Raw genomic sequence first — 21,706 nt, 5'->3', positions numbered from 1 at the left:
CGGCGTCCAATCAGGCGAGGAAGCCGCGCAGCAGGGCCTCGGAACCGGCGAGGTGTTCGAGGATCGCGGCTTCCGCAGCATCCGGTCGCCCCGCGAGGATCGCGGTCACGATGCGCTCGTGCTGCACGTTGGAGTGCTCGATGTTGCGCGGCAGCAGCGGGAAGGTGTCGAGCCATTCGTTCACGCGCGCCCGGTTCTCGGCGGCGAGCGCCACGAGGGACGGGATGGCGGCGAGCTCGGCGATCGTGAGGTGCAGCAGGGTGTCGAGCCGGCGATAGTCGGCTTCGGATGCCTCGGCCACGACCTCGTAGCGCGCCCACAGCTCGTCCCGGGCGGCGGCGTCGAGCGTGCGTCCGGCCGCGGCGCGGGCCGCGCCCGCCTCGAGCACGCGGCGAAGCCCGAGGACGTCCTCGAGCTCGGCGGCCGTGACGTCGCGCGGGTGCGGCGGCTGGGGCAGCGGGTCGGCGACGAACGTGCCGCCATAGCGGCCGCGCCGGCGCACGAGATAGCCGGTGTCGGCGAGCTCACGGATCGCCTCGCGCACCGTGTCGCGGCTCACGGCGTAGAGCACGGCGAGCTCGCGCTCGGACGGCAGCGACTCCCCCGGCGCGACCACGCCCAGCCGGATCGTCTGCACCAGGCGCGCGACGGTGTCTTCGAGCGCGTTGCCCTCGCGCACCGGCCGGTAGACGGCCTTGCGCACCTCCTGCAGTGGGGCATCGGTCATGGCGAGACCTTACAGCGGGGTGACATAGGCGTTCGTGATGCCGCCGTCGACGACGAACGTGCTCGCGGTGATGAACGACGCGTCGTCCGACGCGAGGAAGGCGACCGCCGCCGCGAGCTCCTCGGGCTCGGCGAAGCGGCCCATCGGCACGTGCACGAGCCGGCGCTGCGCGCGCTCGGGGTCCTTCGCGAAGAGTTCCTGCAGCAGCGGGGTGTTCACAGGACCCGGGCACAGCGCGTTCACGCGCACCCCCTGGCGCGCGAATTGCACGCCGAGCTCGCGGGTCATGGCGAGCACGCCGCCCTTGGACGCGGTGTACGAGATCTGCGACGTCGCCGAACCGAGCAGCGCGACGAACGAGGCGGTGTTGATGATCGACCCCTTGCCCGCCGGCACCATGTGCCGCAGCGCCGCGCGCGAGCACAGGTACACGCTCTTGAGGTTGACGTCCTGCACCCGCTCCCACGCCGGCAGCTCGGTCGTCTCGATCGAGTCGTCGTCGGCGGGTGAGATGCCGGCGTTGTTGAAGGCGATGTCGAGGCGCCCGAGGTCGCCCGCGACCGAGTCGAAGAGCATGTTGACGGATGCCTCGTCCGCGACGTCCACCGGACGGAACAGCCCGTCGACCTCCAGGGCCGCCCGCTCCCCGGCGGCCGGGTCGAGGTCGGCGATCACGACGCGTGCGCCCTCGGCGGCGAAGCGCCGTGCGGTCGCGAGGCCGATGCCGGATGCCCCGCCCGTGATGACGGCCACCCGGTCCTTGAGCCGCTGGGTCAGATCCATGCTTTTCCCTTCAGTCCGTCGCGAAGAAGACGTTCTTGGTCTCGGTGAAGTGCTCGGCGGCGTCGGGACCCAGCTCGCGGCCGAGGCCCGAGGCCTTCATGCCGCCGAACGGGGTCCAGTACCGCACCGACGAGTGCGAGTTGACCGACAGCACACCGCTCTTCACACCGCGTGAGACGCGCACGGCCCGGCCGAGGTTCTCGGTCCAGATCGAGCCGGCGAGACCGTAGATCGTGTCGTTCGCCAGCCGGATCGCGTCGGCCTCATCGTCGAACGGGAGCACCGCGACGACGGGCCCGAAGACCTCCTCGCGCGCGATGCGGTCGGCGGGGCCGGCCAGCACCACGGTCGGTGCGAACCAGAAGCCGTCACCGGACGGCGCCGTTCCCCGGAACGCGACGTCCGCCCCGTCGAGGAATCCCTCGACGGTCGAGCGATGGGATGCCGAGATCAGCGGCCCCATGTCTGTCGCCTCGTCCGCGGGGTCGCCGACCCGCCACGCCTGCACCGCGGGCTCGAGCAGCTCGAGGAATCGGTCGTACACCGATCGCTCGACCAGGATGCGGCTGCGGGCGCAGCAGTCCTGCCCGGCGTTGTCGAACACGGCCCCGGGTGCCGATGCCGCCGCCTTCTCGAGGTCGGCGTCGGCGAACACGATGTTGGCGCTCTTACCGCCGAGTTCGAGGGTGACCGGCTTGAGCTCGCGCGCGCAGCCCGCCGCGACGTCCGTCCCCACCGACGTCGAGCCGGTGAAGACGACCTTGCGCACGTCGGGGTGCGAGACGAACCGCTGCCCGACGACCGAGCCGGACCCCGTGACGACCTCGAACAGCCCCTCCGGCAGTCCTGCGAGAAGCGCGAGCTCCCCCAGCCGGATCGCGGTGAGCGGTGTCAGCTCGGCGGGCTTCAGCACGACGGCGTTGCCCGCGGCGAGCGCCGGCGCGAACCCCCACGACGCGATCGTCATCGGGAAGTTCCACGGCACGATGATCCCGACGACCCCGTACGGCTCGTGGAACGTCACGTCCAGCCCGCCCGCGACCGGGATCTGCTGCCCCGACAGCCGCTCGGGCGCCCCGGCGTAGAAGTTCAGCACCTGCGCGACGTGCGATGCCTCCCAGCGGGCCGACCCGATGGGGTGACCCGAGTTCAGCACCTCCAACTGCGCCAGCTCCTCGATGTGCGCCTCGACCACGCGCGCGAACGACCGCAGCGCGTCGGCCCGCGCGACCGGCGGCAGCGACGCCCACGAACGCTGCGAGACAACGGCGCGCGAGATCGCAGCATCCGTCTCGTCCTGACTCGCGCGAGCGACCTCACGGATCGGCAGCGCGGTCGCCGGGTTGATGACGGTGAACACGCTCATGCGCTGGGCACTCCTCGCGATGCATAGACGGATGCCTCGGCCACGAGCCCCGCGAACAGCCTGCGGTCCTCCTGGTTCTGCTCGGGGTGCCACTGCACGCCGAGCACGTAGCCCGCGCCGTCCGACTCGAAGGCCTGCACGAGCCCGTCGGTGTGGGCGGTCGCGACGAGTCCGTCGCCGAGGCGATCGACGCCCTGGTGGTGGTAGCTGTGCACCTCGAGCGCACCGGGTCCGACGAGCTCCGCCAGGCGCGACCCCTCGTCGACGATGACGTCGTTTGTCGCGAAGACGCCCCCGCCGACGCGGAACCGCTCGGTGCCGAGCGCCTCGGGCAGATGCTGATGCAGCGTGCCGCCGCGCGCCACGTTCACGAGCTGCAGGCCGCGGCAGATCGCGAGCACCGGCAGCCGGCGCTGCTCCGCGCCGCGGAAGAGGGCGAGCTCCCACGCATCGCGATCGGGCCGGGGCTCGTCGGTGCGCGGATGCCGCTCGGCGCCATACAGCTCGGGCTGCACGTCGAGCCCGCCGGTGAGGATCAGCCCGTCGAGTCCGTCGAGCACCGCGTCCGCCGCGATCTCGGGGTCGGGCTGCGGTGGCAGCAGCACGGCCACGCCGCCCGACGCCGTCACCGAGTCGAAGTAGACCTGCGGGAGGAACGCCGCGCGGACGTCCCAGACGCCCTGCTTCGCCTGCTCGAGGTAGGTCGTCAGACCGATGACAGGCTTCTTAGAGCCGCTCGAAGCCACGGACCCTCTCCCAGTCGGTCACGGCGGCGTCGTAGGTCTCGACCTCGATGCGCGCCTGGTTCAGGTAGTGCTCGACCATGTCGTCGCCGAACGCCGCCCGGGCGATGGCCGACTCGTCGAAGAGCTGCGCCGCCTCGCGCAACGTCGTCGGCAGGTGGTCGACGCCGGCCGTGTACGCATTGCCCTCCAGCCGGTCGGGCAGCGGCAGCTCGTGCTCGATGCCGTGCAGGCCGCCCGCGATGATGGCGGCGATGCCGAGATACGGGTTGACGTCGCCGCCCGGTACACGGTTCTCGACCCGCAGCGACGAGCCGTGGCCGACCACGCGCAGCGCGCACGTGCGGTTGTCGACGCCCCACGCGACGCCGGTCGGGGCGAACGAGCCCTTCGCGAAGCGCTTGTACGAGTTGATGTTGGGCGCGTAGAGCAGCGTGAACTCTCGGAGGGTCGCCAGGACGCCGGCGATCCAGTGCTCCATGAGCGGGCTGAAGCCGTGCGCGCCGTCGCCGGCCATGACGGGGTCCCCCGTCGCCGAGCGCACCGACAGGTGGATGTGGCAGCTGTTGCCCTCCCGCTCGTTGAACTTGGCCATGAACGTGAGCGACTTGCCGTGATGCCCCGCGATCGCCTTCGCGCCGTTCTTGTAGATCGCGTGCTGGTCCGCCGTCTGCTGCGCCTCGGCGAACCGGAAGGCGATCTCCTGCTGGCCCAGGTTGCACTCGCCCTTGACGCCCTCGGTGTAGAAGCCGGCACCGTCCATCGACAGCCGGATGTCCCGCAGGAGAGGTTCGAGGCGGCCCGAGGCGAGCAGGTCGTAGTCGACGTTGTAGTCGGTGGACGGTGTGAGATCGCGGTAGCCCTTGGCCCAGGCATCCCGATACGTGTCGTCGAAGACGATGAACTCGAGCTCCGTCCCGGAGAAGGCCACGAGACCGCGGTCGGCGAGCCGCGCGCGCTGGCGGTTCAGGATGTCGCGCGGCGACTGCACGACCGGGTCGCCGTTCTCCCACGTGAGATCGGCCATGACCATCGCGGATCCGGGCAGCCACGGGACGCGTCGGAGGGTGGAGACGTCGGGGCGCAACATCATGTCGCCGTAGCCGGTCTCCCAGCTCGACATCGCGTAGCCGTCGACGGTGTTCATGTCGACGTCCACCGACAGCAGGTAGTTGCACGCCTCCGCACCGTGCGGCAGCACCTCTTCCTGGAAGAGCCGCGCCGACACCCGCTTGCCGACCAGCCTGCCCTGGGCGTCGGCGAACGCGACGATGACGGTGTCGATGTCGCCCGCGGCGATCCCGGCGTCGAGATCGGAAACGCTGAGAGGGGCCTGGGCCGTCATGAGTCCTCCATTGGTGGGCCGCGCGTCCTTTTCGCCCCACAAATGCCACCGTATCGGGCCTCGCGCGGGACGAAGTTGCTTCTAAAGGTAGACACGAAGTACCTTTCGCGCCATTCTCTTGCCAAGAGGCGATACATCCGTAGAATCGCGCGCGCTTTCCCGAGAGCGAGGAGCCCGTCATGTCAGATTCCCGATCCGTCGGCGGCGTCACCTATACGCAGGCCGGCAGCGAGTACTTCCAGAAACGCCAACTCACCCGGGCAGCCGGATTCTGGGGCCTGTGGGGCCTCGGCGTCGCGGCGGTCGTCTCGGGCGACTTCTCGGGCTGGAACTTCGGCCTCGGAGCCGCGGGATGGGGCGGGCTGCTGATCGCGACGCTGATCATCATCGTCATGTACTTCGGCATGCTCTTCTCGATCGGCGAGATGTCGGCGGCACTGCCCCACACGGGCGGCGCCTACTCGTTCGCCCGATCGGCGATGGGCCCGTGGGGCGGCTTCATCACCGGCTTCGCCGAGACCATCGAGTACGTCTTCACCACGGGCGTGATCGTGCTCTTCTCCGCAGACTACCTGAACGGCATCTTCTCGATCCTCAGCGGCGGGGCGTTCGACCTGAAGGCGGCGGGACTCCAGTGGGTCTGGTGGATCGTCCTCTACGCCGTGTTCATCGGTCTCAACACGGCGGGAGCCGCGATCTCCTTCCGGTTCGCCGTCGTCGTGTCGATCCTGACCATCGGCATCCTCGTGCTCTTCGGCGTGCTCGCGTTCGCGAACGGCGCCGTCGACTTCTCCCGGGTGTGGGACATCGCGCCCGATGAGTCCATCGCCGGATCGTCGGAGTTCCTGCCCTTCGGCGGCATGGGCATCCTGTTCGCCCTGCCGTTCGCGATGTGGTTCTTCCTCGGGATCGAAGAGCTCCCCCTCGCGGCGGAAGAGGCGCACAACCCTCAGAAGGACATCCCCCGCGCGGGCATCTGGGGCCTTCTGACCCTCATCTTCACCGGCGCCATCGTGCTGTTCCTGAACCCGGCGGTGACGGGCTCGGCCGCGATCGCGGCGAGCGGCGAACCGCTGCTCGACGGCTTCCGAGCCTTCCTGCCGCCTCAGCTCGCCGCGGTGCTCGCGCTCTTCGCGCTGATCGGCCTTCTCGCCTCGCTGCAGGGCATCATGTTCGCCTACGGACGCAACATGTACTCCCTGTCGCGTGCGGGCTACTACCCCAAGTTCCTGTCGCTCACCGGCAAGCGCCAGACGCCGTGGGTGGCTCTCCTCACGGGCGCGATCATCGGCTTCGTCGTGCTGGTCGGCGTCGACCTCATCACGAAGGCCAACGAGGACATCGGCGCCGTCTCGAACGCGATCGTGCTCAACATCGCGGTGTGGGGCGCGGTCATCTCCTACCTCCTGCAGATGGTGTCGTACGTCGTGCTCAAGGTGAAGCTGCCGAACGTCGCGCGCCCGTACCGCAGCCCGGTGGGCATCACGGGCGCCGCCATCGCCGGCGTCATCGCCCTCGCGACGTTCATCGGCCAGTTCATCAACCCCGGATACACGGCTGCGATCATCGCGATCGGGGTGCTCTACGTCATCGGCCTCGTCATCTTCGCCCTCGTCGGCCGCCACCGCCTGGTGCTCTCTCCGGAAGAGGAGTACGCGCTGTCAGGTGGCCAGCACCGCGATCCGCAGGCGGAGGGCTACGACGCGATGGAGAAGGAAGTCTTCGACAACAAGCCCTAGGTGTTCGGCCAAAACACCTTGTGCAGGGGAAGAGGAGCGGGGCGGCCTGGGGGACGCCCCGCTCCACTGCGTCGTACGGACGATCGGGAAGACGGATGCTGCGCCCCGCGGCATCCGTCATCGGTCCGAGGTGCGCGTCAGTAGAGCAGGAACTGCTTCGGCTCCGTCGACGGGATGCCGCCGATCTCGACCGACAGGTGGTACGAGGCGCCGCCGCCGGGAGCCATCGGGCGGTTGCCGTCGGCGCAGGTGCCGACCGCGGAGCGCGTGCGATCCCACGAGAGGGCCGTCGCGCTCGACACCGTCTGCCCGGCGGCGATCAGCACGATCATGTCGCTGGGCTCGCTCTGGCAGTCGGTCGAGCGCCACCAGATGTCGTCGCCGCTGGTGACCGTGAACGACTGGGCGCTGGTGCCGACGTTCATCGTGCAGTCGGGCCCGTTGTTGGTGAGCTTGATCGTGAACTGCGGTTGCTGCTCGCCCGCGTAGGTGTCAGCGCTGGTGACCGGCTCGACCGTGATCTCGCTCGCGACACACGCCTGCGCAGTGGGGGTCGCCCCGGGCGTCGGGGTCTGCCCCTCGACGACCGCGCCTTCGACGGCCCCGGTGTCGGTTCCGCCGGTGGTCGCCTGCGACGACGGAACCGGCAGCGACTCGGCCGTGTTCTTCGCCGGGGGCTTCTCGTCGGACGAGGTCGTCGCCGCCCCCGCCCACGGCTGCGCGATGAGCAGCCAGACCACCGCCGCGATGACCAGCAGCCCGACGATCAGCACGAGCCGCCGGCGACGGTAGACCGCCTTGGAGGGGCGACGTCGGGGGCTGGGGCCGGTCATGTTCAACAGGCTAACGGCGGGCGTCGCCTTCTCCCGTCGGCGCGCCCCGGATGCCGCGACTCGGCGGCCGAGCGAGCGTCAGAGGCGCTTGATCATGCGGGTGTTGCCGAGGGTGTTCGGCTTCACGTGCGCGAGGTCGAGGAATTCCGCGACGCCCTCGTCGGGAGAGCGGATGAGCTGCGAGTACACGTCGGGGTCGACCACCTGTTCGCCGATCTGCTCGAACCCGCGACGCGTGAAGAAGTCGACCTCGAACGTCAGGCAGAACAGGCGCGAGAGGCCGAGCGTGCGGGCGTTCGTCTCGAGGCCCTCGACGATCGCGCGGCCCACACCGTGGTGCAGCCAGCCGTCGGCGACGATCAGCGTGCGGACCTCTCCGAGGTCCTCCCACATGACGTGCAGCGCGCCGCAGCCGATGATGTCGCCGTTGGCGTCCTCCGCGATGAGGAACTGCTGCGTCGCCTCGTACAGCACGACGAGGTCCTTGCCGAGGAGGATCCGCCGCTGCACGAACGGCTCGAGGAGCGCCTGGATGCGGCGGACGTCGCTCGTGCGTGCCGGCCGGACGGTGAACTCTGCCACCCATCAAGCGTAGAGCCGCGCGGGCCCCGGAACGACGAAGAGCGGATGCCGCAGCATCCGCTCTTCGTTCGAATCAGGGGTTACGCGTTCGCAGCGAGGTCCGGAGTCGCGGAGATCTCGCCGTTGTGCACGACTCCCACCGCGACCTTGTCGCCGCGCGGCCCGTGCTCGAAGACGAACTCGCCGTTCTGCGCGTCCACCTTCACGTGGTCGCCGGACTCGAGCTCGCCGTGCAGGATCTTCTCCGACAGACGGTCCTCGACCTCGCGCTGCATGGCACGACGCAGCGGCCGGGCGCCGAGTGCGGGGTCGAACCCGATCTCGATCAGCTTGTCCTTCGCGGCATCGGTCAGCTCGATCGTCATGTCGCGGTCGAGCAGACGCTCGCCGAGGCGCTTGGTGAACAGACCCACGATCTGGCGCAGCTCGTCCTTGTCGAGCTGCGGGAAGACGATGATGTCGTCCACGCGGTTCAGGAACTCGGGCTTGAAGTTGCGCTTCAGCTCCTCGTTGACCTTGCCCTTCATGCGCTCGTAGGTCGTGCCGCTGTTGCCCTCGACCTGGAAGCCCACGGGGCCACCGGCGATCGCCGACGAACCGAGGTTCGTCGTCATGATGATCACGGTGTTCTTGAAGTCGATGACGCGACCCTGACCGTCGGTCAGGCGGCCCTCTTCGAGGATCTGCAGGAGCGAGTTGAAGATGTCGGGGTGAGCCTTCTCGATCTCGTCGAAGAGCACGACCGAGAACGGCTTGCGGCGCACCTTCTCGGTGAGTTGGCCGCCCTCTTCGAACCCGACGAATCCGGGAGGGGCACCGAACAGCCGCGAGACGGTGTGCTTCTCACCGAACTCCGACATGTCGAGCGAGATGAGCGCGTGCTCGTCGTCGAAGAGGAACTCGGCGAGCGCCTTGGCCAGCTCGGTCTTTCCGACACCGGTGGGGCCGGCGAAGATGAACGAGCCCGACGGGCGCTTCGGGTCCTTGAGGCCCGCGCGCTGACGGCGGATCGTCTTCGAGAGGGCGGCGATCGCCTCCTCCTGGCCGATGACGCGCTGGTGCAGCGCCTTCTCCATGAAGACGAGACGGCTCGACTCCTCCTCGGTGAGCTTGAACACCGGGATGCCGGTCGCCTGGGCGAGCACCTCGGCGATCAGGCCCTCGTCGACGACGGCGTGGCTGGCGACGTCACCCGAGCGCCACTGCTTCTCGAGGCGCAGGCGCTCGGCGAGCAGGGACTTCTCCTCGTCGCGCAGCGACGCGGCCTTCTCGAAGTCCTGGTCCTCGGAGGCGCGCTCCTTATCCTCGCGAACCTTGGCGATCTTCTCGTCGAACTCGCGGAGCTCCGGCGGGCTCGACAGGATCGACAGGCGCAGGCGGGCGCCGGCCTCGTCGATCAGGTCGATGGCCTTGTCGGGCAGGAAGCGGTCCGAGATGTAGCGGTCGGCGAGGTTCGCCGCCGCGACGATCGCGCCGTCGGTGATCTGCACCTTGTGGTGCGCCTCGTAGCGGTCGCGCAGCCCCTTCAGGATGTTGATCGCGTGGGGCAGGCTCGGCTCGGCGACCTGGATCGGCTGGAAGCGACGCTCGAGCGCAGCATCCTTCTCGAAGTGCTTGCGGTACTCGTCGAGCGTGGTCGCACCGATCGTCTGGAGCTCGCCACGCGCGAGGAGCGGCTTCAGGATCGACGCGGCGTCGATCGCGCCCTCGGCGGCACCCGCACCCACGAGGGTGTGGATCTCGTCGATGAAGACGATGATGTCGCCGCGCGTGCGGATCTCCTTGGTGACCTTCTTCAGGCGCTCCTCGAAGTCACCGCGGTAGCGGGAGCCGGCGATGAGCGAGCCGAGGTCGAGGGAGTAGAGCTGCTTGTCCTTGAGCGTCTCGGGCACATCGCCCTTGACGATGGCCTGCGCGAGACCCTCGACGACGGCCGTCTTTCCGACGCCGGGCTCGCCGATGAGGACGGGGTTGTTCTTGGAGCGGCGCGACAGGATCTGCATCACGCGCTCGATCTCCTTCTCGCGCCCGATGACCGGGTCGAGCTTGTTGTCGCGCGCGGCCTGCGTGAGGTTGCGACCGAACTGGTCGAGCACCTGCGAGCCGCCCTGCGTGGTGCCCTGGGTCTGCTCGCCGGCGCCGGAAGCGACACCCGCGGGCTCCTTGCCCTGGTAGCCCGAGAGCAGCTGGATGACCTGCTGGCGCACCTTGTTGAGGTCTGCGCCGAGCTTGACGAGCACCTGGGCGGCGACGCCCTCGCCCTCGCGGATGAGGCCGAGGAGGATGTGCTCGGTGCCGATGTAGTTGTGGCCCAGCTGCAGCGCCTCGCGGAGGCTGAGCTCGAGCACCTTCTTGGCGCGCGGCGTGAAGGGGATGTGACCGGTCGGCTGCTGCTGGCCCTGGCCGATGATGTCCTGCACCTGCTCGCGCACGGCGTCGAGCGAGATGCCCAGGCTCTCGAGCGCCTTGGCGGCGACCCCTTCGCCCTCGTGGATGAGACCGAGCAGGATGTGCTCGGTGCCGATGTAGTTGTGGTTCAGCATCTTCGCCTCTTCCTGGGCGAGGACGACCACACGACGGGCACGGTCGGTGAATCTCTCGAACATCGTTCACTCCTCCGGGGCGCCTCGGGTCGGTTGACCCACTGCGCCTTACAACGAGGGTAGCCAGCGGCTCGGGAGCGCACGGCCGTGTTCGCCGTCGGCGGAGCGCACACGAAACGGAACGGATGCCTTGCGGCGCAGCATCCATCGGGTTTATCGTTTTTCGATAACAACGTTTATCGATATGCAAGGAGGGCGCCATGATCGACAGCACCGTCGACACGATCCCCCATCGCGCGGACCGCGTCACGATGCGGGTGATCGGCGGACTGGCCGTGGCGATGGCCGTCGCACTCGGCACGGGTCAGGCCACCATCGCGGCGACCTTCGTGTGGGCCGACACCGTGACCGTGTCGCTGCTCGCCGACCAGACGGTGCCGGTCGAGCCCGGTGGGGGCGTGAGCGAGGCCGCCGTCGAGACCGTCGCCCTCACCACCGACGCTCTCGCGACGGGAACCCGCGCTCTCTTCGCCGGCGGTGCGGTGCTGCTCGGCGTCACCGCGCTGATCGTCGGCTCCGCTCTGGCCCTGCTGCTGTTCGCGACGGCCTCCGGCCGACCGTTCCGCCCGGCGCTCTACCGGTTCAGCCTCGTGGCCGGGCTGGTGCTCGTCCTCGGGCCGCTGCTGGCAACGGCGCTCACGGGGTTCGCCTCGATGCAGGCGGCGTTCGAGCTGAACGATGCTGTGGACGGCATCCTGGTCCCCGGGTTCGCCCTGTCGTCGTGGGGTCTCACGATCCCCGTCGTCGGCCTCGGTGTGATCGCGCTGGCGTACCTGCTCCGCAGGATGGAAGGCCTTCAGCGCGACACGGCGGGCCTGGTGTGATGTCGACACGATCCTCGTCCAAGGCCGCGCCCGGCGCGCTCGACCTGCTGCTGTATTCGGTCGCGATCGCGGTCGGCATCGTCATCTGGGCCATCTCGCGCATCGTCGCCGTGTTCGATCCGGCCGGAACGCCGTTCGCGCTGCCGGTCACCGACGACGCCGTCGACGTTCAGCTCGAGGGCGAGTCGTCGCCCGACTCGCGGGTCCTCACGGAGGCCACCGTGCTCGTGCCCGATCTCGACGTCACCGGGCAGCTCTTCCTCGTCGTATCGGTCGTGATCACCCTCGTCGGCACGCTCGTCGTGGTCGGCGCGCTCATCCGGGTGGCGCTCGCCTTCCGCGCCGGCGAGTTCTTCGCCCGCAGGGTGACGCGCGGTCTCACGCTCATCGGCGCGACCGTCTTCGCGACCGCACTGCTGGTGATGCTGAGCGATGCGATGGCGCGACGCAGCGCGATGGAGGCGCTCGGCCTTGCCCACGAACCGTTACACATGCTCGACCTCGTCGCGTTCGCACCGGCGTGGATCGCGGCGATCGTCTTCGGGGTTCTCGCGGGCGCCTTCGCCCACGGCGAGCGGCTGCAACGAGATGTGCGGGGGCTCGTGTGACCCCGGCCGACGACGACGGCCCCTCCGGAGTGCACTGCCGGCTCGACGAGCTTCTGCTCGAGCGGCGGATGACGTTGACGCATCTCTCCGAGCTCGTCGGAGTCTCGGTCGTGAACCTGTCGATCCTCAAGAACGACCGCGCCCGCGCGATCCGCTACTCGACGCTGTCGGCGATCTGCCGGGCGCTCGACTGCGAGATCGGCGACCTCCTGGTGCGGGCCGACTGACCGATTCCGGATGCTGCGGCCCGCAGCATCCGTCCCGCCCAGCGTTCTCCCGTCCCGCAGTCGCTTTCGGTCACCTCAGGTTGCGACGATCGGCACGAAGCGACTGCGGAGCGGCGGGGGCGGATGTCGCGGTCAGCGGCGAGAGCGGACCGCCGACCGCACCCGCCAGATGAGGCCGGCCCGGCCGTCGAACACGTCGTTCTTCGTGACGCGGATCACGAACCAGCCGGCGTTGGCGAGCGCCTCGTAGCGAGCGATGTCCTTCGCCCATTGCCCGGGATCTCGCAGGTGGTGTTCGCCCTCGTACTCGATGGCGATCCTCAGCTCAGGGTACGCGAGGTCGACGACTCCGATGAATCCCCGCGTCGAGTCGAAGACCGCATGATTCAGGAGCGGCTCGGTCAGACCGGCATCGATGAGGATGAGCCGGCACCTGGTCTCCATCCGCGATGCCGAACGAGTGCGCACACGCGGCAGCGCCTCCCTCAGTGCCCTGATGCCCACCCTGCGCCCGGACCGCACAGCCGACTCGAGCTGCTCGAGAGTGCCGAGCGGCGGCGGATCCTCCGGGAACATCTGCTCGCGGACGACTCCATCCGCGACCGCCACCAGGTCGTAGTGGTCGCGCACAACTGCCGCCAGCATCACCCAGGTGAATGCGGGACTGGTCAGCGGAACGCCGTGGGTCGCGTGGTGGACGACCATGACGGTCCCTTGCTTCACCTGGTGGCCGAGAACTCCGTCGTGCCGCGGATGCCGGAGCGGAGCCCGCACCGCGACATCGAGCATGCGGGGGCGACCGAACGCGTCGGTCAGGATGCGGGAGGGGAGTGGCAGCCCCCATAGCACCGCAGCCGTCACGTGCGAGAAGAACTGATTCCTCGGCATCACCCGTGCGTAGAGCAAGGCGTTCGCGCGGATCGCTGCGGTGGCCGCCTCCGCCTTGGGCCGCTCTTCCGGCGACGCGGGGACCTCGTCGCACACCACGCGTAGCCCGCGGAACGGGGAGTCGAGGTCGAGTGCCCGCAGCCTCGATCTCGGGACACCGGCGGTTTTCGCGTCCGCGATCGTGAAGACCCTCCCGAGACCGCCCGGCAACGGCTTCCTGTGCATGCCGCCCGATCCTGACCGCGCCGTCGCTCGCAGTGGAACCCGGTTCAGCCTTCTGTGGACGACGGCACCGCCGCGCCTCCTGGGGAGGAACCCGCACTCGCCGCTCCGCAGTCACAAACGGCGGGTCTCGAGGCCCGAAACCCGCCACAAGTGACTGCGGAACAAGAGGTACCCAGCGCCGGCGTCCGCACACCACGCGCCACGACGTTCCGCAGTCAGAAAGGGCGAGACTCGAGGCCCGGAACCCGCCAAAGGTGACCGCGGAGCAATGAGGCGAGCGCACTCGATGGGGCCCGGATGCCGCGGGCCGCAGCATCCGGAATCGCCGGCGTCAGTTGGGGTAGATCGGGATGCGGATGTTGTCGAACTCGCCACCGGTGAGGATGGCGAAGGTCTCGGCGTCCTCGTCCTCGACGCCGTTGACCGCTGTGACGACGCCGCGCGGGGCCATGTCCATGGTGCAGACCTGGTCGGCCGGCGGGGTCACGAAGGTCACGGTGACCTCGGTCGCGCTGGTCGGCTCGGTGTTCTCGATCGTGGGAGCGCACGAGGACGAGCCCCACGACAGGATCACGAACTGGCCGTCGACGTCGGTCCAGCCGGCACTCGGCAGGTAGTCGGTCTCGCCGCCGGCCTTCAGGCCTTCGACGCCGTCGAGGTCGGTGTCGCCGTGCCAGCCGTCGCCGGTCACCTCGATCTCGACGCCCTTCGCGGGGTCGACCCCGTCGGGAACGCCCACCAACGTCACTCGCGGGACGAGGTCGGCGGTGCACGCCTTGTCGCCCTCGGCGTCGACCAGCGTGACTTTCATCACGCCGTCTTCGAACGTCGCCTCCTCGGCGACCGGGATGCACGTCGAGCTGCCCTGGGTGACGATGCCGACCATGCGGCCGCCGTCGAGCCAGGCCGCGCCGACCTCCTGCTCGTTGCTGTCGTCGCTCTTGCCGGTCGCGGCCGGCGACGGGGTGGTGCCGCCGCTGCCGGCGGGCGTCGCGCAGGCGGTCAGGAGTCCTGCGGTGAGCAGTGCCAGGCCGAGCCCGGCGAGCAGTGAACGGGAGCGAACGGGCATGCGAGGCCTCCTGGAGTTCCGCGGACGCCATCCCCCGCGGCATCCGTCACCCATATCGTGTCGCAAAACGCCCCGGAATCTCAGCAGTCCGGTCACATCAAGGTCACGATCCGCCGGGAGAACGCCCTACTGCAGCGCCGACGTGAGACGTGCGAGATTGTCGAGCACCGTCGAGCGCAGCGGCTGCTTCTCCCACTCCTCGAGCGTGAGCTCCCGCGAGAGCGAGCGGTACATGTCTTCCACGATGCGCATCTGGCGCACGAACTCCTCGCCACGCACCAGCATCGAGATCTCCATGTTGAGACCGAATGAGCGCATGTCCATGTTGCTCGAGCCGACGATGGCGACCTCGTCGTCGATGGTGAGGCTCTTCGTGTGCAGAATGAACGGCTTCTTGTACATCCAGATCTTCACGCCTGCGCGCAGCAGCGCTTCGTAGTAGCTGCGCTGCGCGTGGTAGACCATCGCCTGGTCGCCCTCTTCCGACACGAACAGTTCGACATGGATGCCGCGCTGACACGCTGTCGTGATCGCCAGGAGCATCGCCTCGTCGGGCACGAAGTACGGGCTCACCACGATGATCTTGCGCTGCGCCGCATAGAGCAGCCCGGCGAAGAGCTTCAGGTTGTTCTGGAACTCGAATCCCGGCCCGGACGGCACGATCTGGCAGTCGAGGTCGCCTGGCCCGCTGCGCACGTCGAAGAGGTCGATCTGCTCGGTGAGCACCTCATCGGTCTCGCTGTACCAGTCGCTGAGGAAGACGGCATTGACGGATGCCACGACCGGGCCTTCGATCCGCGCCATGAGGTCGACCCAGTTCAGACCGCGCTTGATGTTCTTGCGCAGGTTGTACGTCGGGGCGGTGACGTTCTGCGAGCCGGTGAACGCGACGCGTCCGTCGACGACGAGGAGCTTGCGGTGGTTGCGCAGGTCGGGGCGCTGGTACTTGCCGCGCAACGGCTGCACCGGGAGCATGAGGTGCCACTGCGCGCCCATCCCGGTCAGGCGCTTGAGCGTGCGCTTGTAGTACGGCTTGCCGCGGTTCGCCCAGTGATCGAGCAGCACACGCACGGTCACCCCGCGCGCCGCGACCTCTTCGAGCGCGCGGAAGAAGTTGTCGGTCGCGGCATCCGCCTGCAGGATGTAGAACTCGACGTGCACGAACCGCTCGGCTTCGCGGATGGCGTCGGCCATCGCGTCGAGGCTCTCCTGGTACTCGGGGATCAGGTGTGCGGCGTTGTCGCCCGCCAGGGGCATCGCGCCGAGATTGCGGTTGAGCGTCACGAGCGACGTGAACCAGCTCGGCGCGTGCGGGCGCAGTGTTCCGAAGTCCAGTGACGCGCTGGTGTCGTGGATGTAGTCGTTGATGCGCTCCTGCTTGCGACGGCGCTTGCGCGGAAGCCGCGGGTTGCCGATCAGCAGGAACAGGAAGACGCCGATGATCGGGATGAAGTAGATCGCGAGCAGCCACGCCATCGCCGCGGTCGGACGGCGGTTGCGCGGCACCACGATGATCGCCGTGATGCGGATGACGATGTCGACGATGAAGACGAGCACCACCCACCACGTCGCGTCGAACGTGATGGTGATCATCGAGCGGAGCCTCTCCCCGGCGTCGGGCGGACCGACCCGATCGGACACGCCGATCGAGCGGTGTGCCCCACACTATCGGGGGCGGCGGACGCGGCCCGCATCCGGGCGAGCTCGGCGGGTGCCGCGCGTGATCCGGCGGGATCGGCCTGGCGGGGGCCGGTGCCGGCGGCGATCAGGCGTCGGTGGAGGCGGTGCCGGGCGCCACCGGCGGCAGCCCGCGCTTGGCGCGCTCTTCGGCCTCGATCTTCGCGTAGACACGACGCTCGGTGCGGTCGGCGCGGACGATGCTGCGCAGCACGAAGAAGAAGATCAGCGACACGAGGACGGTCGGCAGGAGCGTCCAGAGCGCCGCGACCCAGTAATCCATGCCTTCAAGGATACGCCGTGCGGGTATCGCCTCCTCCCCTCCTCCCCAGAGCCCCGCTTTCGGCCCCGGGGCGACGACGCCTGTGGAGACGGCGGTGCGGACCCCCGGCGTCACGACACTCTTCCCATGACCCCCACCATCGTGAAAGCCGCAGACGCCGCGCAGTTCCTCTCCTTCGTCCCCCGCATGCTCGGCTACCACCCGACGCGGAGCCTCGTGGTGATCCCGTTCCATGGGGCCCGCAGCCTGGGCGCCATGCGCTTCGACCTCCCCGACGGCGACGAGGACGCCGTCGACAGGATCGCCGCGACCGTCACGGGCATGGTGTGCCGGCTCCCCGAGGCCGACGCCGTCGCCGCGATCGCATACACCGGAGCACGGTTCCAGGACGAGGGACGGATGCCGCATCGCGACCTCCTCGCCGCCCTCGAGCGCCGCGCCGATGCGTGCGGCCTGCGGGTCACCGATCTGCTGTGCGTCGGCGCCGACGGGTGGGGCTCGTTCCTAGACGCGGAGTGTCCCGCGACGGGGAGATCGCTCGGCGACCTGGAGTGGATCGGCTCCGGAGACATCCCGGAGCCGGACGGCGATCAGTCGACGGGCGCCGACCTGCCGGAGTGCTCGGCCGATGAGCGCGAGCGGGTCGCGAAGGCGATGACGGCGCTCGACACGGCGGTGGCGGTGCTGTGCGGACCACAGGCGGACGGCGGCACTGCGGCGCGCACCGCGCGATCTGCCCGCACCGCGTGCGACGACGCGGTGCTGGGCTCCGCCCGCGGAACGGAGGGCGCGACGAGCGCGGCGCTGCCGAGCGCGCGGGTCAGCGACCTCGGCCCCGTTCCAGCGCCGGTATCGGGCACGGCGGAGGCTGCGGCATCCGTCACCGACGAGGTGGCGCGGGTCGACCCGCAGGCGCTCGCGGCGGTCTGCCGGTTCGACGATCTGCCGGGGTTCTTCGAGGACGCCCTCGCACGACCGCTCGGTGCGGCGGACGCGTACGACGACGCCGCTCTGGTGTGGTGCCTCGCGCGCCCGTCGCTGCGGGATGTCGCGCTCGTGCAGTGGAGCGGCAACCTCGCACAGGGCGACGAGGCGTTCGATGCGCAGCTGCGGTGGGAGTCGGGAGAGGAGTATCCGGCGCATCTCGCGATGCGCATGTGGGGAGAGGGCGACCGCCCGCAGGTGTCACGGCTCGAGACCGCTCTGCAGCTGTCGCGTCGGGCCGCCGCCGTCGCGCCGCGGGACGCACAGCCGGGCCCGCTCGCGATGTGCGCATGGCTGTCGTGGGCTCTCGGCCGCTCGACCCACGCGGCGGCATACGCGGAGCGCGCGTGCGAGATCGAGCCCGAGCACGGGCTGTCGCAGATCGTGCTGTCGTTCGTGAACGCCGGGCACCTGCCGGACTGGGCCTTCCAGCGCGCGAGCGCCCGGTGATCCGCGCGCGGGAGGATCGCGCCGGCGGACTACTTGACGAGCGGGAAGAGGATCGTCTCGCGGATTCCGAGCCCGGTCACCGCCATGAGCAGCCGGTCGATGCCCATGCCCATGCCACCGGTCGGCGGCATGCCGTGCTCGAGCGCGCGCAGGAACTCCTCGTCGATCCGCATCGCCTCGAGGTCGCCCTTCGCGGCGAGCTTGGCCTGCTCCACGAAGCGCTCCCGCTGGATGACCGGGTCGATGAGCTCGGAGTAGCCGGTCGCGAGCTCGAAGCCGCGCACGTAGAGGTCCCACTTCTCCACGACGCCGGCGATCGAGCGGTGCTCGCGCACGAGCGGGCTCGTGTCGACCGGGAAGTCCATGACGAAGGTGGGGCGCACGAGGCCCGGCTTCACGAAGTGCTCCCACAGCTCCTCGACGAGCTTGCCGTGGATCGCGTGCGGCGGCAGGTCGACGCCCTCGGCCCCGGCGAGCGCGACCAGGTCCTCGAACGGCGTCTCGGGCGTGATCGAGCGGCCCGCCGCCTCCGACAGCGACTCGTACATCGACAGGCGGTCCCACTGTCCGCCCAGGTCGTACTCGGTGCCGTCGGCCCAGATCACCGTGGTCGAGCCCGAGATCGCGACGGCCGCGTTCTGGATCAGCTCCTGCGTGAGGTCAGCGATGCCGTTGTAGTCGCTGTACGCCTGGTACGCCTCGAGCATCGCGAACTCGGGGCTGTGGGTCGAGTCGGCGCCCTCGTTGCGGAAGTTGCGGTTGATCTCGAAGACGCGGTCGATGCCGCCGACCACGGCGCGCTTGAGGAACAGCTCGGGCGCGATGCGGAGGTACAGGTCGGTGTCGAACGCGTTGGAGTGCGTGATGAACGGGCGTGCCGACGCTCCACCGTGCTGCACCTGCAGCATCGGGGTCTCGACCTCGATGAAGTCGTGCGACGCGAACGTCTGTCGCAGGCTGGCGTTGACCTTCGCGCGTGCGAGGACCGTGTCGCGCGCGCGGTCGCGCACGATGAGGTCGAGGAAGCGGCTGCGGACGCGACTCTCTTCGCTGAGCTCGGAGTGCAGGTTCGGCAGCGGCAGCACGGCCTTCGACGCTATGCGCCACTCCGACACCATGATCGACAGCTCGCCGCGGCGGCTCGAGATGACCTCACCCGAGACGAAGACGTGGTCTCCGAGGTCGACGAGCTCCTTCCAGGCCTGCAGCGACTCGTCGCCGACGGCCGCGAGCGACACCATCGCCTGGATGCGGCTGCCGTCACCCGCCTGCAGCGAGGCGAAGCAGAGCTTTCCGGTGTTGCGGCTGAAGACGATGCGTCCGGCGACCGCGGCGGTCACGCCGGTCTCGGCGCCCGGCTCGAGGTCGGCGAACCGATCGCGCAGGGCCGGGATGGTGTCGGTGATCGGCAGGCTGACCGGGTAGGCCCCACCCGCGGCATCCGCACGCTCCGCGATCAGACGCTCGCGCTTGGCCAGCCGCACGGCCTTCTGCTCGAAGACTTCTTCTTCGGTCGGCTCGTCGGGCGCGGTCGCGTCGGTCACGGGGTGGGCTCCTCGGTGGGGTGTTCTCCGCAGAACGCGGACCCCCAAGTCTACCGAGGTGCTCAAGGGTGCGAGTAAGGTCGGGGCCGATCCTTCGAACGCCCACCTCGACACGATCGGACGACGCGATGTCGCAAGCTCGTCGCACGATGTCGGATCTCGCCGGGTTCTGGGTCGTCGCGGCCGCCTTCACGAGCGTCACCGCCTACGCCACGGTCCCGACGCCGCTGTACCCGCTGTACCAGGCCGCCGACGACTTCCCCGTTCCGGTCGTGACGTTCATCTTCGCCGCGTTCGCGGTGGGGGTCGTCTTCAGCCTGTTCCTGATCGGCCACATCAGCGACTGGGCGGGACGACGCCGGATGGCCGTGATCGCGGTCCTCGTCTCGGCGCTCGCGGCGGTCGTCTTCATCGTGTGGAACTCGGTCCCGGGCCTCATCGTCGCGCGATTCGTCGACGGCGTCAGCGTGGGCATGCTCAGCGCCGCGGCCACCGCTCACCTCGCCGAGCTGCGCGCGAGGGCGCGCCCCGCGGAGACCGCGGTCGTCGCGGCGTCGGTGGCCGGAGCCGCCAACCTCGGCGGACTCGCGCTCGGACCACTCGCGGGCGGCCTCTTCGCCGAGTTCGCCCCCGACCCCCTCGAGCTGCCGCACATCGTCTTCCTCGTGCTCTTCATCGCCGCGGCCTTCGTCCTGCGCCACGTGCCCGAGACGGTCGACACGTCGGCGCGGCATCCGGTCTACCGACCGCAGCGGCTCGCATTCCCCTCCGGGTCCGGTGCGGCCTTCGCTGCGGCGGGCACCGGCGCGGCCGCCTCGTTCGCGCTGTTCGCGCTGTTCACCTCGCTGGCGCCGACATTCCTCCACGACACGTTCCACGTGTCCGACCACCTCGTGGACGGGGCAACCGTCTTCGCCGTCTTCGGCGCCGCAGCGCTCGCGCAGCTGCTGCTGGTCCGCGTCGCCCAGCGGGCGCAGCTCCTCATCGCCATGCTGTGCTTCGTCGTCGGACTCGTGTCCATCGCCGCAGGAGCCCTGATCCCCGCCCTCGTGCTCTTCATCACGGGCGGGATCGTCGCCGGGTCCGGCGCCGGCATCATGTTCCGCTCGGCGATCGCCGCGGCCGGGGCCCTCTCGGCACCCGACCGCCGGGGCGAGACTCTCGCACTCCTCTTCCTCATCGCCTACGGGGGCCTCGTCGCACCGGTGCTGCTCGTCGGACTGAGCCTTCCCTTCGTGGGCGAGACGACCGTGCTCCTCGTCTTCTCCGCCGTCGTGCTCCTCGCGACGCTCGGCGCGGGTGTCGCGATGCGGCGTCACGCGCTCCCGGCACGCACGCGGTCGGACGACCGGGCAAGGTGATCCCGGCCGCGGACTCCGCGGATCGCCTCAGGGCAGGTCGACCGCAACCCCGAGCCGCGCCCAGCGGATCCGTTCCCGCACCGGCCCCGGGGCGGCGTCGAAGACCGCCGCGGCGGCCTCCTCCTGCTGCGAGAAGTGACTCCATCCTCGACGTGGATCGGCACGGCCACGTCGGGCTGGGCGAGCCCGACGAGCTCGACCGCGTCGTCGGCGTCCATCGTGTACGAGAGCGGCCCTGTGCGGGGGAACTTCACTGCTCCGATGTGCACGAGCGCCACCTCGGGCCGCAGCCCGGTCGCCGCGCGCCGCAGGCCGCCGTACATCACGGTGTCGCCCGTCATCCACAGGCCGGGCCGTCCCGCGCCCCCGAGCGAGAGCGCGAACCCGACGACGGGTCCGACGATCGGCCCGGTGAGCGGAGCCCCGTGCCGGCACGGGGTCGCGGTGACGAGCAGGTCGCGCTTGCCCTCGGCGGCGAGGGTGACGGCATCCCCGGCGGCGAGGCCTCGGGCGTCGGGATGCGCGCCGTCCTTCGTCAGCGCCTTCGCGCCCGCGACCGTTGTCAGCACGGTCCGCGCCGCCGACAGCCCCGCCCGACCCGCGTCGTCGAGGTTGTCGGCGTGGTGATGGTGGCTCAGCAGCACCACGTCGACCGCGCCGATCTCCTCGAGCGGGATCGCGGGGCCGGTGGTCTTGCGCGATGACGTGCCCAGAGCGAAGGAGTACGTACGGCCCGGCGGGTCGAACGTCGGATCCGTGAGGATCCGCCAGCCTTCCCATTCGACGAGGGCGGTCGGGCCGCCGATCCGTGTGACGCGCATGTCGCCTCCCAGCCCTCGTACCAG

Annotated in this window: 20 protein-coding genes; 6 read left to right on the top strand and 14 right to left on the bottom strand. The window is 69.7% G+C overall.

Annotated features, from left to right (window positions below; genetic code table 11):
* Positions 1-10: 10 nt before the first annotated feature.
* The 5 genes from ACLBXX_RS16090 to ACLBXX_RS16070 are packed head-to-tail and all read right to left on the bottom strand — an operon-like array spanning position 11 to position 4,964.
* Positions 11-727, bottom strand: a complete 717-nt coding sequence (locus ACLBXX_RS16090; protein WP_056372470.1) for a FadR/GntR family transcriptional regulator — start codon at positions 725-727, stop codon at positions 11-13.
* 9 nt (positions 728-736) lie between these two features.
* Positions 737-1,510: a 3-oxoacyl-ACP reductase gene (locus tag ACLBXX_RS16085; RefSeq protein ID WP_447658857.1), complete on the bottom strand. Its 774-nt coding sequence runs from the start codon at positions 1,508-1,510 to the stop codon at positions 737-739.
* Between the two features lie 10 nt (positions 1,511-1,520).
* On the bottom strand, positions 1,521-2,876 hold the full coding sequence (locus ACLBXX_RS16080) for an aldehyde dehydrogenase family protein (protein ID WP_447658856.1): 1,356 nt from the start codon (positions 2,874-2,876) through the stop codon (positions 1,521-1,523).
* Positions 2,873-3,622: a gamma-glutamyl-gamma-aminobutyrate hydrolase family protein gene (locus ACLBXX_RS16075; protein WP_447658855.1), complete on the bottom strand. Its 750-nt coding sequence runs from the start codon at positions 3,620-3,622 to the stop codon at positions 2,873-2,875. Before ACLBXX_RS16075 ends, ACLBXX_RS16080 begins: the two co-directional genes overlap by 4 nt.
* Positions 3,603-4,964: a glutamine synthetase family protein gene (locus ACLBXX_RS16070; RefSeq protein ID WP_447658854.1), complete on the bottom strand. Its 1,362-nt coding sequence runs from the start codon at positions 4,962-4,964 to the stop codon at positions 3,603-3,605. The genes ACLBXX_RS16075 and ACLBXX_RS16070 overlap by 20 nt, the downstream gene beginning before the upstream one ends.
* Before the next feature lie 179 nt (positions 4,965-5,143).
* Between ACLBXX_RS16070 and ACLBXX_RS16065 the strand changes: the two genes are divergently transcribed.
* Complete coding sequence (locus tag ACLBXX_RS16065; RefSeq protein WP_447658853.1) at positions 5,144-6,703, top strand: amino acid permease; 1,560 nt, start codon at positions 5,144-5,146, stop codon at positions 6,701-6,703.
* 137 nt (positions 6,704-6,840) lie between these two features.
* Here ACLBXX_RS16065 and ACLBXX_RS16060 read toward each other — a convergent pair whose 3' ends face one another.
* The 3 genes from ACLBXX_RS16060 to ACLBXX_RS16050 form a co-directional block, all read right to left on the bottom strand.
* Complete coding sequence (locus ACLBXX_RS16060) at positions 6,841-7,536, bottom strand: hypothetical protein (RefSeq protein ID WP_447658852.1); 696 nt, start codon at positions 7,534-7,536, stop codon at positions 6,841-6,843.
* Between the two features lie 78 nt (positions 7,537-7,614).
* Positions 7,615-8,118: an amino-acid N-acetyltransferase gene (locus ACLBXX_RS16055; RefSeq protein WP_387147784.1), complete on the bottom strand. Its 504-nt coding sequence runs from the start codon at positions 8,116-8,118 to the stop codon at positions 7,615-7,617.
* An 80-nt stretch (positions 8,119-8,198) separates the two neighbouring features.
* A complete protein-coding gene (locus ACLBXX_RS16050; protein WP_447658851.1) occupies positions 8,199-10,724 on the bottom strand; it encodes an ATP-dependent Clp protease ATP-binding subunit in 2,526 nt (841 codons plus the stop codon).
* A 197-nt stretch (positions 10,725-10,921) separates the two neighbouring features.
* Here ACLBXX_RS16050 and ACLBXX_RS16045 point away from each other — a divergent pair, with 197 nt between their 5' ends.
* The 3 genes from ACLBXX_RS16045 to ACLBXX_RS16035 are packed head-to-tail and all read left to right on the top strand — an operon-like array spanning position 10,922 to position 12,380.
* The gene (locus ACLBXX_RS16045; RefSeq protein ID WP_447658850.1) at positions 10,922-11,545 is read left to right on the top strand and encodes a hypothetical protein; all 624 of its coding nucleotides are present in this window, start codon (positions 10,922-10,924) and stop codon (positions 11,543-11,545) included.
* A complete protein-coding gene (locus ACLBXX_RS16040) occupies positions 11,545-12,153 on the top strand; it encodes a hypothetical protein (protein WP_447658849.1) in 609 nt (202 codons plus the stop codon). Before ACLBXX_RS16045 ends, ACLBXX_RS16040 begins: the two co-directional genes overlap by 1 nt.
* Positions 12,150-12,380 (top strand): helix-turn-helix domain-containing protein, encoded by a 231-nt coding sequence (locus tag ACLBXX_RS16035; RefSeq protein ID WP_447658848.1) that lies wholly within the window; start codon positions 12,150-12,152, stop codon positions 12,378-12,380. The genes ACLBXX_RS16040 and ACLBXX_RS16035 overlap by 4 nt, the downstream gene beginning before the upstream one ends.
* A gap of 132 nt (positions 12,381-12,512) precedes the next feature.
* Here the strand turns inward: ACLBXX_RS16035 and ACLBXX_RS16030 are convergent, their stop codons facing one another.
* The 4 genes from ACLBXX_RS16030 to ACLBXX_RS16015 form a co-directional block, all read right to left on the bottom strand.
* Positions 12,513-13,268, bottom strand: coding sequence for an endonuclease domain-containing protein (locus ACLBXX_RS16030; RefSeq protein WP_447658847.1), 756 nt, complete (start codon positions 13,266-13,268; stop codon positions 12,513-12,515).
* A gap of 556 nt (positions 13,269-13,824) precedes the next feature.
* Entirely contained in the window at positions 13,825-14,562 is a 738-nt protein-coding gene (locus tag ACLBXX_RS16025) for a hypothetical protein (RefSeq protein ID WP_447658846.1), read from the bottom strand.
* A gap of 126 nt (positions 14,563-14,688) precedes the next feature.
* Positions 14,689-16,155, bottom strand: coding sequence for a cardiolipin synthase (cls, locus tag ACLBXX_RS16020; RefSeq protein ID WP_447658845.1), 1,467 nt, complete (start codon positions 16,153-16,155; stop codon positions 14,689-14,691).
* Between the two features lie 172 nt (positions 16,156-16,327).
* The gene (locus ACLBXX_RS16015) at positions 16,328-16,522 is read right to left on the bottom strand and encodes a hypothetical protein (protein ID WP_056372494.1); all 195 of its coding nucleotides are present in this window, start codon (positions 16,520-16,522) and stop codon (positions 16,328-16,330) included.
* A 126-nt stretch (positions 16,523-16,648) separates the two neighbouring features.
* On the opposite strand from ACLBXX_RS16015, the gene ACLBXX_RS16010 reads away from it, so the two are divergent.
* Positions 16,649-17,956, top strand: coding sequence for a DUF4192 family protein (locus tag ACLBXX_RS16010; protein ID WP_447658844.1), 1,308 nt, complete (start codon positions 16,649-16,651; stop codon positions 17,954-17,956).
* A gap of 29 nt (positions 17,957-17,985) precedes the next feature.
* Here ACLBXX_RS16010 and lysS read toward each other — a convergent pair whose 3' ends face one another.
* On the bottom strand, positions 17,986-19,500 hold the full coding sequence (gene lysS / locus ACLBXX_RS16005) for a lysine--tRNA ligase (protein WP_447658843.1): 1,515 nt from the start codon (positions 19,498-19,500) through the stop codon (positions 17,986-17,988).
* 128 nt (positions 19,501-19,628) lie between these two features.
* Here lysS and ACLBXX_RS16000 point away from each other — a divergent pair, with 128 nt between their 5' ends.
* Entirely contained in the window at positions 19,629-20,861 is a 1,233-nt protein-coding gene (locus tag ACLBXX_RS16000; protein WP_447658842.1) for an MFS transporter, read from the top strand.
* On the opposite strand, the gene ACLBXX_RS15995 is transcribed toward ACLBXX_RS16000, so the two are convergent.
* Positions 20,816-21,682 (bottom strand): MBL fold metallo-hydrolase, encoded by an 867-nt coding sequence (locus ACLBXX_RS15995; protein WP_447658841.1) that lies wholly within the window; start codon positions 21,680-21,682, stop codon positions 20,816-20,818. The two genes, ACLBXX_RS16000 and ACLBXX_RS15995, sit on opposite strands and share 46 nt — an antisense overlap.
* Between the last annotated feature and the right edge of the window lie 24 nt (positions 21,683-21,706).

It is taken from the genome of Microbacterium sp. C23T, from assembly GCF_053345975.1.
Note: the sequence above shows the minus strand (reverse complement) of the source record. Positions and strands in the feature narration are given on the sequence as shown.